The organism is Actinomadura kijaniata NBRC 14229 (assembly GCF_001552175.1).
Lineage (GTDB): Bacteria > Actinomycetota > Actinomycetes > Streptosporangiales > Streptosporangiaceae > Spirillospora > Spirillospora kijaniata.
The window spans coordinates 12100-24461 of the sequence record NZ_BCQR01000069.1 but is presented as its reverse complement, the minus strand read 5'-3'; the positions used below and the strand labels follow the sequence as shown (position 1 = coordinate 24461).

General features: G+C 70.7%; 13 protein-coding genes. 6 read left to right on the top strand and 7 right to left on the bottom strand.

What is annotated here, in order from left to right; all coding sequences use genetic code 11:
* The first annotated feature begins 101 nt into the window (after positions 1-101).
* Positions 102-1574: an MFS transporter gene (locus AKI01S_RS22155; RefSeq protein ID WP_067821123.1), complete on the top strand. Its 1473-nt coding sequence runs from the start codon at positions 102-104 to the stop codon at positions 1572-1574.
* 4 nt (positions 1575-1578) lie between these two features.
* On the top strand, positions 1579-2184 hold the full coding sequence (locus AKI01S_RS22150) for an AfsR/SARP family transcriptional regulator (RefSeq protein WP_067821120.1): 606 nt from the start codon (positions 1579-1581) through the stop codon (positions 2182-2184).
* On the opposite strand, the gene AKI01S_RS49365 is transcribed toward AKI01S_RS22150, so the two are convergent.
* On the bottom strand, positions 2132-6034 hold the full coding sequence (locus AKI01S_RS49365; protein ID WP_084000042.1) for a replicative DNA helicase: 3903 nt from the start codon (positions 6032-6034) through the stop codon (positions 2132-2134). The genes AKI01S_RS22150 and AKI01S_RS49365 overlap by 53 nt on opposite strands.
* Before the next feature lie 340 nt (positions 6035-6374).
* On the opposite strand from AKI01S_RS49365, the gene AKI01S_RS22140 reads away from it, so the two are divergent.
* Positions 6375-7694 (top strand): MATE family efflux transporter, encoded by a 1320-nt coding sequence (locus AKI01S_RS22140; protein WP_245681728.1) that lies wholly within the window; start codon positions 6375-6377, stop codon positions 7692-7694.
* A gap of 129 nt (positions 7695-7823) precedes the next feature.
* Complete coding sequence (locus tag AKI01S_RS22135) at positions 7824-8012, top strand: hypothetical protein (protein ID WP_067821115.1); 189 nt, start codon at positions 7824-7826, stop codon at positions 8010-8012.
* A 16-nt stretch (positions 8013-8028) separates the two neighbouring features.
* Here the strand turns inward: AKI01S_RS22135 and AKI01S_RS22130 are convergent, their stop codons facing one another.
* The 6 genes from AKI01S_RS22130 to AKI01S_RS51775 form a co-directional block, all read right to left on the bottom strand.
* Positions 8029-8712 (bottom strand): peptidoglycan recognition protein family protein, encoded by a 684-nt coding sequence (locus tag AKI01S_RS22130; RefSeq protein ID WP_067821112.1) that lies wholly within the window; start codon positions 8710-8712, stop codon positions 8029-8031.
* Positions 8713-8933: 221 nt separating this feature from the next.
* Positions 8934-9380 carry a 50S ribosomal protein L9 gene (gene rplI / locus AKI01S_RS22125; protein ID WP_067821109.1) on the bottom strand — a complete coding sequence of 149 codons (447 nt, stop codon included), beginning with the start codon at positions 9378-9380 and terminating at the stop codon, positions 8934-8936.
* Between the two features lie 18 nt (positions 9381-9398).
* Complete coding sequence (gene rpsR / locus AKI01S_RS22120) at positions 9399-9635, bottom strand: 30S ribosomal protein S18 (protein WP_019631633.1); 237 nt, start codon at positions 9633-9635, stop codon at positions 9399-9401.
* Between the two features lie 68 nt (positions 9636-9703).
* A complete protein-coding gene (locus AKI01S_RS22115) occupies positions 9704-10249 on the bottom strand; it encodes a single-stranded DNA-binding protein (RefSeq protein ID WP_067821106.1) in 546 nt (181 codons plus the stop codon).
* Between the two features lie 37 nt (positions 10250-10286).
* Positions 10287-10577, bottom strand: coding sequence for a 30S ribosomal protein S6 (gene rpsF / locus AKI01S_RS22110; protein ID WP_067821103.1), 291 nt, complete (start codon positions 10575-10577; stop codon positions 10287-10289).
* Between the two features lie 162 nt (positions 10578-10739).
* Positions 10740-10904 (bottom strand): hypothetical protein, encoded by a 165-nt coding sequence (locus tag AKI01S_RS51775; protein ID WP_169813995.1) that lies wholly within the window; start codon positions 10902-10904, stop codon positions 10740-10742.
* 249 nt (positions 10905-11153) lie between these two features.
* Here AKI01S_RS51775 and AKI01S_RS22105 point away from each other — a divergent pair, with 249 nt between their 5' ends.
* Both AKI01S_RS22105 and AKI01S_RS22100 read left to right on the top strand, forming a co-directional pair.
* A complete protein-coding gene (locus tag AKI01S_RS22105) occupies positions 11154-11477 on the top strand; it encodes a hypothetical protein (protein ID WP_067821100.1) in 324 nt (107 codons plus the stop codon).
* A gap of 41 nt (positions 11478-11518) precedes the next feature.
* The gene (locus AKI01S_RS22100) at positions 11519-12289 is read left to right on the top strand and encodes a deoxyribonuclease IV (protein WP_067821097.1); all 771 of its coding nucleotides are present in this window, start codon (positions 11519-11521) and stop codon (positions 12287-12289) included.
* Positions 12290-12362 lie beyond the last annotated feature (73 nt).

Genomic DNA, 12362 nt, shown 5'->3' with positions numbered 1-12362 from the left:
TAGCCGATGTCGAAAACTTCGAATCCCGGCGCCCCTGAGTGGTCTCCCCCCGCCCGCCCGGTGATCGTGAGAGCTCCGGAAGCGAGATCACGGAGGTCACGATGGGGAGATGGGGACCGCTGGCGGCGATCTGCCTCGGGTCGTTCATGCTGCTGGTGGACGTCAACATCGTCACGGTCGCGATGCCGGACATGGCGGGCGGGCTGGACGCGTCCTACGGCGCGTTGCAGTGGGTCCTGGACGTCTACGCGCTGGTGCTGGCGGCGCTGCTGCTGGGCGCGGGCGCCCTGGCCGACCGGCTGGGACGCCGCCGGATCTACGTGGCGGGGCTGACGGTGTTCGCGGTGGCGTCGCTGGCGTGCGGCCTGGCCCCGGACGCGACGCTGCTCGTCGCCGCGCGGGCCGTGCAGGGCGCGGGCGCGGCGCTGATGTTCGCGACGACGGTCGCGCTGGTCAACTCCGCTTACACCGGGCGCGACCGGGGTGTGGCGTTCGGCGTGTGGGGCGCGGTGAACGGCGCGGCGGCCGGGATCGGGCCGGTGCTCGGCGGGCTGGTCGCGCAGACGGCCGGCTGGCGCTGGATCTTCCTGGTGAACCTGCCGGTCAGCGTCGCGGCCGTCGTCCTCACCCGGCGGGTCGTGGCGGAGTCGCGGGGCCCGGTGCGGCGCCTCGACGTCACCGGGACGCTCCTGTTCGCGTTCACCGCCGGGGCCGTCGTCCTCGCCCTGACCGAGGCCGGCCGCGACGGCTGGACCTCACCCGCGGCGACGGGCGCGTTCGCGCTCGGGGGCGCCGGGCTGGTGGCGTTCCTGCTGGTCGAGGCGCGGAAGGAGCATCCCGTCCTGGACCTGCGGCTGTTCCGCGACCCGGCCTTCACCGGGGTCATGGTCGCCTCGCTGGCGATGTCGGGGGCCGCGTTCGCCTACCTGATGTTCACGTCGCTGTGGCTGCGGTCCGTGCAGGGGCTGGGCGCGATCGAGGCGGGGCTGGCGATCCTGCCGATGAGCGGCCTGTCGTTCGCCGCCTCCTGGCTGACCGGCCGCCTCCCGCACGGCGTCCCGGCCCGGTGGACCGTCGGCGGCGGCATGCTGCTCGTCGCGGCCGGGACCCTCGCGCAGTCGACGCTGTCGGCCGACTCCTCGTGGGTCGCGCTGGTGCCCGGCTTCGCCCTCACCGGGATCGGCGTCGGCCTGGCGCTGCCGAACGTCACGGCCGCCGCGATGGCCGCCGTGCCGCCCGAGCGCGGCGGGATGGCGGCGGGGGCGGTCAGCGCGTTCCGCCAGCTCGGCTACGCGCTGGGGATCGCGGTGCTGAGCGGCGTCTTCCACCCGGCCCTGGACCGCGCCCTGACCGGCCGCGTCCCGGACGCCGCCGCCACGGCCCGGGCGCTGACCAGCGGGCACGCCCCCGCGCACCGGGCGGTCCCCGGCGCGTTCGCCACCGCCCTCAACACCACCACCCTGACGGCGTCGGCGATCGCCCTGGCGGCCGCGGCGGCGGCGCTCCTGCTGATCCGCCGCGTCCCGTCCGGGACGGAGCGGGCGCCGGAACCCGCGGCCGCTCTGGCAGAGTGACCGCGTGCGGATCGCCCTTCTCGGACCGGTTCAGGTCTTCGCCGACGACGCCTCCCCGCTCCCGGTCGGCGGCGCCCGGCTGCGGATGCTGCTGGCCAGGCTCGCCCTGGAGGGCGGCCGTCCGGTCCCCGCCGACGCACTCGTGGACGGCCTGTGGGACGAGGAGCCACCGGCGGACGCGGCCAACGCGCTCCAGGCCCTGGTGTCCCGGCTGCGCAGGGCCCTGCGCGGCGCGGGCACGGTCGAGGGCGCGGGCGGCGGCTACCGGCTGTCGGTGCGCGACACCGACGTCGACGCCCACCGGTTCGAGGAGCTCGCCGCCCAGGGCGGGCGCGAACTCGCGGCGGGCCGCGCCGAGCAGGCCTCCTCGGTGCTCGGCGCGGCCCTCGGCCTGTGGCGGGGCACGGCCCTCGCCGACGTGCGCGACGCGCCGTTCGCCGACCCCGAACGCGTCCCGCCCGGCAGCCTCCCCGGCGACCACCATGACCTCTACACGAGGAGAGCCCTCCCCGGCCGCCGACCGGGAAGGACCCTCGCGAGAGAAGCCGAAGACGCGCCTACTGCGCCATGTCCACGAAACGGCTGTAGTGGCCCTGGAACGCCACGGTGACCGTCGCGGTCGGACCGTTACGGTGCTTGGCCACGATCAGGTCCGCCTCACCGGCCCGCGGCGACTCCTTCTCGTACGCGTCCTCACGGTGCAACAGGATGACCATGTCCGCGTCCTGCTCGATCGAGTTGTGCAGGGCGATGCCGTTCGCGACGAAGTTGTGCAGTCCGAGCACCGTCGCGTCGTAGACCTCCTGCTCGCCGATGCTCTCCACCGAGACGATCTCGTCCCAGAAAACGTCATTGGTGGCGAGCATCTCCAGTTCGGCGCTGTCCAGCACCGTCGCCACCCGTCCGAGACGGGCCCGGCTCGGCGAGCGTTTCCACATCGCGCTACCAGAGAAGCTGGTGCCCATCGCTTCCGCGAACCCGCGCTGCGTCATTCCCTTGTCGACGAGGATCTGACGGACGTCGTTCCAGACCTCGCGAGGAACGGTGTCGAGATTGGTGTTCGCGCGCAGGTCACGCAGCTTCTCCACGGCGGCGGCCGCGATCACGCCACGTGCGCCGTGCACTTGAACGGCCTCGAAGAACGCTAGCTGGTTCTCCACGCCGGACAGGTGAAGCTGGTAGCCCGGCCGGTAACCCGTCTTGTTGATCTTCTTGATGCGCGACAGGATCCCGAACCTCAACAGCAGCCGCGACACGTCCTCGACAAGGCGGCGGCTGGTCGAGGCGTAGTAGACGCGGCACTGCCCCTGCTTGGCGTCCCAGTACACGCAGCCGTCGGTGGCCCACAGGTGGCGCAGGAAGAGCGCCACCTGCTCCTTGGGCAGGCCGAAGACGGGACCGGGCACGAACTTCTCGTGCGAACGCAGCCCGAAGAGACCGAGCTCGTCGAGCCACTCGGCGATCGGGTTTCGGCGACCGTGGGTCAGCCGGTAAGGAGCGGGCAGTCGGAGCGTGGTGACCCGCGCCGCCTCGTACTCGTCCCGGACGGCCGTGACGCCGAAGTGCTCGGCGGCCTCGGCCACCGCCGACAGGCACGCCTCGTCCTTGCTCGCATAACGGATCGGCTGACGCTTCACGAAGGAACCGTCACCGAGGAGGTGCGCCAGCAGGATGACGCGTTCCTCGGGCCAGGGCTTGATCTCCAACGGCGGTGGCACATGGCGGGACGACGCCACCCGTGTCCCTGGCTCCAGCTCCCCGAGCGGAGACCAGCCCGAATAGGTCAGGAACGGGTGGTTGGCGGTCGCCTCGACCTGCCTGCCCGACGCCAGGGTGACCCGGAAAACCTCCTTGCACCCGCTGGAGAACGCGTGCGTCATCGTCCTCGGCACGTACTTGAGCCGATCGTCGAGCGCCCATACCGGAACGTCACGGGCGCCGCTCTCGATCAGCTCGCCGATCGTGATCTCCTCGTTGGTGTCCGCTCGCATGATTCGCGTCCCGGCGGTCACACAGCCCGATTCGCGAAGGTCGGACACCATGGGCTTCTTGTCCGTCCGCTGTTCGGGGCCTCGGTTCAGCTGGGAGAGCGCGATGACCGGGACCTGGAGCTCCTTCGCCAGCAGCTTCAGCGACCGGGAGAACTCAGAGACCTCCACCTGGCGGCTCTCGGCGCGCTTGCCCGAGCTCATCAGCTGGAGATAGTCGATCACGACCAGGCGCAGGTCGTGCTGCTGTTTCAGGCGGCGGCACTTCGCGCGGATCTCCATCATCGACATGTTCGGCGAGTCGTCGATGAACAGCGGGGCCTCGGCGACCTCGCTCATCCGGCGGGCCAGCCGCGTCCAGTCCTCGTCCTGCATCGTGCCCGACCGCATCGCGTGCAGCGCCACCCGCGCCTCGGCCGACAGCAGACGCATGGTGATCTCGTTGCGCCCCATCTCCAGGCTGAAGAACGCCGAGGTCAGCCCATGCTTGATCGACGCCGCCCGCGCGAAGTCGAGCGCGAGCGTGGAGTTGTGCGTCGGGATGCACGAACGGCCCACCAGGTACATGTGGTCGGCGTTGTCCACCTGGATGCAGCGCACCGGCACGCTCTCGACCGGCCGCACGTCCACGATGTAGCGGACGCGGGCCTTCGGGTCCACGTTCCTGCGCTGCCGCTCCAGCTTGCGGGGAAGGCGGAACACCGGCTCGGCCGGCGTGAAGTTGATCCGGTAGAAGGTCGAGGTCTCCTCGCAACGCCCCTTCACCGGCTTGGTCGTCATCGTCGCCCGGTAGCCCAGGCTGAGGATCAGCTCGTGCGCGTCCTCGGCGAGCCGCTTGTTGGCGAACGCGAGCTGGACCTGCCCGATCTCGGAGACATAGCCGTCGGTGTCCAGCATCCCGGCCAGCAGCGCCCGCCGCTGCTTCTCGGAGGCGCGCAGGTACGCGGCGGGGATGTACTTGTTCCCGAGGAGTCCCGACTCCCGGAGGAGCTTTCTGAGACCGCGGAGCCCATAGCGTCCCGGTGTCGCGTGGGGCGAGACGGTGACCTGTCCGATGGACCTGATCTCGTCGAGGATCTCCTCGTCGAAGCAGGTCAGCACGCCCTCTCGGCTGTCTCCGTCGCCCAACCACACGCCCAGGAGATAGGGGTCGATCGGGAGGTCCGCTTCCGGGAGCTGGAACGGCCTGGTCACCTCGACGGCGTGGTTGGGACGGTTGTCACCGTCGCAGCGCAGGGTCGCGTAGATCTCTTCGGTCGTCTTGACGGGACGGTGCTGAACCGTGGTCGCGAAGTTCTTGGGGCGGATCACCCGACCCAGCAGGTTGCGGTAGAGGTCTGCGGCCGCGTAGCGCGGCTGGCGCTTGGACAGGGTCTTGTCGGCCTTGCCCTGGTGACCCAGCTGACGGGTAACCGCGTAGAGAGCGTCCCTGAACTCCGCGCCGACTTCGGCCATCGCCTCGCGGTGCGTGAGGAGGCGGTGCGGGTCGTCGTTGGCCTCGGCCGTCGCCCAGCGAACGCGGTTGATCGCCTCGTTCGGCCAGTAGTACGACGGCTTGCGCGCGCCGACCTGGCGGCGGCTCGCGCGGGTCGTGGTGCGCCACTGGTGCTGGGCGTCGGCGACGATCACCTCGCCATCGGAGAACTCGACCTCGTAGCAGGGACGGTTATGCATGACCTCGGTGGTGGCCACCACGCGGGTAGGTCTGCCGTCCGCGCCGATGACGAGGTCGCCGACCTTGATATCGCCCATAGTGGTCCAACCATGAGGAGTCGGAATAGGCGTATCAATTCGGATCGCCTTTCCCATCGCGGGCCGAGCAGCGACGACGATCATCTGGCCGGGGTGGAGGCCGTTGGTCAGGGCGTCGAGGTCGGCGAAGCCGGTGGGGACGCCGGTCATCTGGCCGCCGCGGGAGCCGATGGTCTCGATCTCGTCGAGGGCGCCGGGCATGATCTCGCTGAGCGGCAGGTAGTCCTCGCCCGAGCGCTTCTCGGCGATGGCGAAGATCTCGGCCTGGGCGCGGTCGAGGATGTCGTCGGCGTCGGAGCCGTCGGCGGCGTAGCCCATCTGGACGATGCGGGTGCCGGTCTCGACGAGTTTGCGGAGGACGGAGCGCTCGCGGACGATCTTGGCGTAGTAGCCGGCGTTGGCGGCGGTGGGGACCGAGGAGATCAGGGTGTGCAGGTAGGGGGCGCCGCCGATGCGGGTGATCTCGCCGCGCTTGGTGAGCTCGCCGGCGACGGTGACGGCGTCGGCGGGTTCGCCGCGGCCGTACAGGTCGAGGACGATGTCCCAGATGATCTGGTGGGCGGGGCGGTAGAAGTCGGCGGTGCGGAGGATCTCGATGGCCTCGGCGATGGCGTCCTGGGACAGGAGCATGCCGCCGAGCACGCCCTGTTCGGCCGCGATGTCGTGCGGCGGGGTGCGTTCGAACTCCTGCTCATGTGTTCCGAGATCGGTCACGCTCATCTGGCACACCCCCCATCGGCTGCGGCACCGGCGGCCCCGTCCGCCACGACGCCGTACGTTCATCCCACGTCTACCGGAAGGGTCTGACATTACTGGGGCCCAACGCAAAGAGCCCTGTGGATGAGCATGTGGAGGCGCTGTGCAGACACGCCGTTCCGGTTGTGCACGAGCTGTGGACAACCCTGGGGATTACCGCGGCGAGTGCCGGCACAGACTACCGTTGAAGTGCGAGAACTTCGTCCACGGGGTGTGTGGGAAAGAAAGTCGGGCGATTCGCGTCACGTTCCCAACGTAAGCGTCAAACTGTTCATATCGATTACAGCTTGGTAGCGTGCCGCCTGTGAGGTTCCGTGCGTCCCCCCATGACCGGGAGATCTGGCGGCTGGCGGTCCCGGCGTTCGGGGCGCTGGTCGCCGAGCCGCTGTTCCTGCTGTCGGACTCGGCGATCATCGGGCATCTCGGCACGGCCCAGCTGGGGGGGCTGGGGGTCGCGGGGCAGATCCTGAGCACGCTGGTCTACCTGTGCGTGTTCCTCGCGTACGGCACCACCGCGGGCGTCGCCCGGCAGGTGGGGGCCGGGGACATGCGGGCGGCGCTGCGGCAGGGTATCGACGGGATGTGGCTGGCGGTCGCGCTCGGCGTGGTGCTGATCGTGGCCGGGTGGGCGCTGGTGCCGTGGATGGTGGACCTGTTCGGGGCGTCGCCGGGCGTCGCGCCGTACGCGGAGACCTATCTGCGGGTCAGCCTGTTCGGGATCCCCGGGATGCTGGTGGTGCTGGCCGGGACGGGCGTGCTGCGCGGGTTGCAGGACACGCGGACGCCGCTGCTGGTGTCGGTCGGCGGGTTCGGGGTGAACCTGCTGCTGAACGTGGTGTTCGTGCTCGGTTTCGGCTGGGGCGTCGCCGGGTCCGCGTGGGGAACGGTGATCGCCCAGACCGGGAGCGCGGCCGTGTACGCGGCGGTCGTGCTGCGGGCGGCGCGGGAGCACGGGGCCGGGGTGCGGCCGGACGTGGCGGGGCTGCGGACGGCGGCGACGGCGGGTGTGGGGCTGCTGCTGCGGACGGCGGCGTTGCGGATCGTGCTGGTGGTGGGCACGTCGGTGGCGGCGCGGATGGGCGATCCGGAGATCGCGGCGTACCAGGTGGGGTTCCAGGTGTGGACGCTGCTGGCGTTCGCGCTGGACGCGATCGCGATCGCCGGGCAGGCGATCACGGGGCGGTTCCTGGGGGCGTCGGACCTGGCGGGGACGCGTGCGGTGACGCGGCGGATGGTGTGGTGGGGCGTGGTGTGCGGCGTGGTGTTCGGGATCGCGATCCTGGCGGTGCGGCCGTGGCTGCCCGCGCTGTTCACGGCCGATCCGCAGGTGCGGGACCTGTTGGCGGGGTCGCTGCTGCTGGTGGCGCTGTTCCAGCCGGTGGCGGGGGTGGTGTTCGTGCTGGACGGCATCCTGATCGGGGCCGGTGACGGGTTCTACCTGGCGTGGACGACGGCGCTGGCGACGCTGGCGTTCCTTCCGGCGGCGCTGGGCGCGTACCGGGCGGACGCGGGCCTGACGGGTCTGTGGCTGGCGATCGGCCTGTGGATGTGCGTGCGGATGCTGACGCTCGGGTGGCGGGCGCGCGGGCGCGCGTGGATGGTCACCGGCGCGGTCCGCCGCTGATCAGCGCCGGTCGGGGCGAGCGGGTCCCGGCCCCTGGAACCCGAGGGACAGAACGTTCTTGTCGGGACACATGAGACGCGCTGCTCCAACCGCACGCGCAACACCCTCCCCGATCACTACTATTCGAACATGTGTTCCACCGAGGGTGAGCCGTGGGCCCAGCTCGCGCAGGCGATCGACGACCTGGCGGCCGAGGGCCTGGCCGACCTCCCCCCGGAGAAGCTGGTGGAACGCATCGCCGAGATCTGGTCCCTGGTGGCGGCCCTGGACCCCGACATCGACCGCCGCCGCCAGGGCTACGCCACTCCCGGGGAGTGACCCCGGCGGGCGCCGTTCAGCGACCGTGGCGCTCGGGGAACGCCGTCCCGGAGGGCATGGCCTCGCCGGGGTCCGCGGGCAGGTCGTCCGTGTCGATCCGGGGGGCCGACTTCCGCGACGGGAACCTCAGCAGGCCCGCCACCTCCTCCCGCAACGCGGGGAGGCGGGAGTACAGGACGTCGCCGGGACAGTCCGTCTTGCCATAGTCGCGGTGGCCCACCAGGGCCTGGTACGGATCCAGGTCGTAGCGGTCGCACAGCCACGCGCAGGTGTGGACCAGGGACTCCCACAGGCGGCCGGGGACGTCGGCCGTCATGTAGGTGCCCTCGTTCTCGATGCCGATGGTGTGGTCGTTGTGGTGGAGGGCCTGGGCGCCGACGCAGTGGCGGCCGGACAGGATCGCCGTGAGGCTGCGGTTGCGGCCCTCCATGATGTGGCCGCCGCGGCTGATGGTGAGCTGCTGGCCGGCGTCGTTCCAGCCGCGGGTGCGCATGTGGAAGCGCTGGATGGCCCGTGACAGGTCGTAGGCCGCGTCCACGGAGTAGTCCGTGACGTTGGGGGTGGACGTGTGGTGGACCACGATGTGGTCCGGGGCGCGGTCCAGCACCTCGGCGCGGCGGCGGGCGGGCCGGGCGCCCCACTCCCTGCGGGTGTGCACCCGGGGGAGCAGCAGTGGCCCCTCCGGTCGTTCCGCCGCCATGGCCTCATTGTTCGCCAACGTCGCCTGTAGCCCCAACCCGAGCATTCCGCCGAGCACGGCACGGCGCGCCAGCCGGTACTCCCGTTCCCGCATCGGACCCCCCGTAGCGATCTTTGTTACGGAACGTAGCCGCACGAACAGAGATCACCAAGCGGAACGCGCCGGGAACGCGCGAAGGCCGGGCCCCCGGAAAAGGGGACCCGGCCTGGTACGCGTCGGAATCAGGCGGCCACGACGTTGACGTCGATGGCGGCGCTGACCTCGGCGTGCAGCCGGACGCTGACCCGGTGGACGCCCACGGTCTTGATCGGGTTACCGATCTCGATGCGGCGCTTGTCCAGGTCGGGGCCGTCGGCGGCCTTGACCGCGTCGGCGATGTCGGCGGCGGTCACGGCGCCGAACAGGCGGCCGTTGCTGCCGGTCCGGGTCCTCAGGGTGACCTTCAGACCCTTGAGCCGGTCGGCGATCTCCTTGGCCGACTCGACCGTGGCGATCTCGCGGGCGGCACGGGCCTTCTTGATCGACTCGACCTGGGACTCGGCGCCCCGGGTCCAGCGGATCGCGAAGCCGCGCGGAACGAGGTAGTTGCGGCCGTAGCCGTCCTTGACCTCGATGACGTCACCGGGCTCGCCGAGGCCGGAGACCTGCTGGGTGAGGATGAGCTTCATGGTTGGTCAGTCCTCCCCTCAGCGCGCGGTGCTGGTGTAGGGCAGCAGCGCCATCTCACGAGCGTTCTTGATCGCGGTGGCGACGTCGCGCTGGTGCTGGGTGCAGTTGCCGGTCACGCGGCGGGCACGGATCTTGCCGCGGTCGGAGATGAACTTCCGCAGCAGACCGGTGTCCTTGTAGTCGACGTAGGAGATCTTCTCCTGGCAGAACACGCAAACCTTCTTCTTCGGCTTGCGAGGAGGTGGCTTCGCCATCGTGGTGCTCCTTTGCGAGAGCCCCGCTCACGCGGGAATGGACGTGGTGAACAGTGAAAAGGTCGCGGTCAGAACGGCGGGTCGTCGTTGAAGCCGCCGCCGCTGTTGCCGCCGGTGGCCCAGGGGTCGTTGGCCGGAGCACCCGCGGGCGCGCCGCCGAAGCCGCCGCCCTGCTGCTGCTGGCCGCCGAAGCCGCCGCCGCCCTGGTCGCCGCCGAAGCCGCCGCCGCCGAAACCGCCGCCGCCCTGACGCTGGGTCTTGGCGACCTTGGCCGTGGCGCTGCGCAGCGAGGGGCCGACCTCGTCGACCTCGACCTCGAAGACGGTGCGCTTCTCGCCTTCCTTGGTCTCATAGGACCGCTGCTTGAGGCGTCCCTGCACGATCACCCGCATGCCGCGCTGGAGGGACTCGGCGACGTTCTCGGCCGCCTGCCGCCAGACGTTGCAGGTCAGGAACAGGGCCTCGCCGTCCTTCCACTCGTTCGACTGGCGGTCGAAGAACCGCGGGGTCGAGGCGATGCGGAAGGAGGCGACCGCCTGGCCGCTGGGGGTGAAGCGCAGGTTCGGGTCCTCGACGAGGTTCCCGACGATCGTGATTACGGTGTCGCCTGCCATGGGGCTCGCTCCGGCTGCTGTGAGGGCTGAGCCTGGCTCAGTGGACCTCGGGGCGGATGACCTTGGTGCGGAGGATCGACTCGCTCAGGTTGAGCTGACGGTCCAGCTCCTTGACCGTGGCGGGCTCAGCCGACAGGTCGATCACCGCGTAGATGCCTTCGGACTTCTTCTGGATGTCGTAGGACAGCCGACGACGGCCCCACACATCCACCTTCTCGACGCTGCCGCCGTCGTCCTTGACGACCTTCAGGTACGGCTCCAGGGCCGCGTTGGCGGTGCGCTCGTCGATGGCCGGGTCGAGGATGGCCATGACTTCGTAACGACGCATGCTTGTCCCTACCTCCTCTGGACTGATGCGGTCACGGTCTCTCCGTGACAGGAGGGCTTCTTGCGTCCTTCGCGGCGGGAAACGGGCCCATGTCGGCCGTGCTCATCGCCGCGAGACCGATACAGGCTACCAAGAGTCGGCAGCGTGACGGCCCGGAACGGACTAGCGGCGGGCACCCGCCGGGGCCCGGCCGGCGCAGCGGCGCCGTTCGAGCTCGGCCATGATGTCGGCCATGCGGGCGCGCATCCGGGCCGTCTGGGTGGTGAGCATGGACAGCTCCTCCACCAGCTCGGCGTCGCCGATGACCGCCAGCTCGCTCTCCCTCATCACGAACACCTCCAGCCTCTCCCCGCTTCCCCTCGGGGGCGGACCCGAGAAGTCCGGTTCTCGAATCCACGTTCGACGTTACCGGGTGGCGCCGACATTTTTCCGCGGTACCGCCTCCGATTGATCATCGCCTGACCCGGGAATCTCTCTACGAGGCCGGTCGGTCCGTCCCCGGTGTCACACGGGCACCTGCGGGAACGGGGCCCGGAGCGCACCGGATGCGACACTCGTCACAGGGAGGGATGACCAATGCCCGAACAGGTAGCCGGAGGCGAGAGCGCGCGGGTCGGCCGCCGCGCACAGGCCCAGGCCCGGGCGCGCGACGAGCGCCACGGCCGCGAGGACGCGATGGCGGTCACCGCGCTGGTGATCGGTCTGACGGCGCTGGTGCTGGGCTTCGTCCCGGCGACCCACTTCTTCGGCGCGGTCGCGGGCGTGGTCGGCCTGCCGCTGGCGCTGTACTCGCAGATGATGTCGGCGACCACCAACGAGCGCTGGATGAACGTCATCGGCATGGTCGCCTCGTTCGTCGGCGCCGCGTTCGCGCTGCGGCACGGCGGCTTCACGATCTGAACGCCCCGCCGTCTGTCGGTGCCCGGGGATACCCTCGGGTCATGCGCATCGGAGCCCACGTCGACCAGACCGACCCGCTGGCCAGCGCCCGCGCGAAGAACGCCGAGGTGGTGCAGTTCTTCCTCGGCGATCCGCAGGGCTGGAAGAAGCCGGTGGTCCCCGACGCGGTCCGGGAGGTCGCGGCGGGCGACGTGGACGTGTACGTGCACGCCCCGTACGTGATCAACGTCGCGACCTCCAACAACCGCATCCGCATCCCCAGCCGCAAGCTGCTGGTCCAGCAGCTGGAGGCGGCGGCGGGGATCGGCGCGAAGGGCCTGGTCGTGCACGGCGGTCACGTGCTGAAGGACGACGACCCCGAGACGGGCTTCGAGAACTGGCGCAAGGTCTTCGAGCGGCTCGACTTCCCGGTCCCGGTCCTCATCGAGAACACCGCGGGCGGCGGCAACGCCATGGCGCGCCGGTTCGACCGGATCGCGCGGCTGTGGGAGGTGCTGTCGGGCGTCGACGGCCTGGACGGCAAGCTCGGCTTCTGCCTGGACACCTGCCACGCGCACGCGGCGGGCGAGGAGCTGATCGACGCCGTGGACCGGATCAAGGCGATCACCGGGCGGATCGACCTGGTGCACTGCAACGACAGCCGCGACGCGTTCGGGTCGGGCGCCGACCGGCACGCCAACCTGGGCAGCGGCAAGATCGACCCGGAGCTGATCCTCACGGTGGTGCGGGCCGCCGCCGCGCCGGTCGTGGTGGAGACCCCCGGCGACGGGCAGGCCGCCGACATCGCCTGGCTCCGCGAGAACCTCACCTGATCCCGGGCCCGCGCCCGCATCCGACGGGGGCGCGGGGTGAAGATCGGACCCCGACGGCGGGAACCCGGGTCCG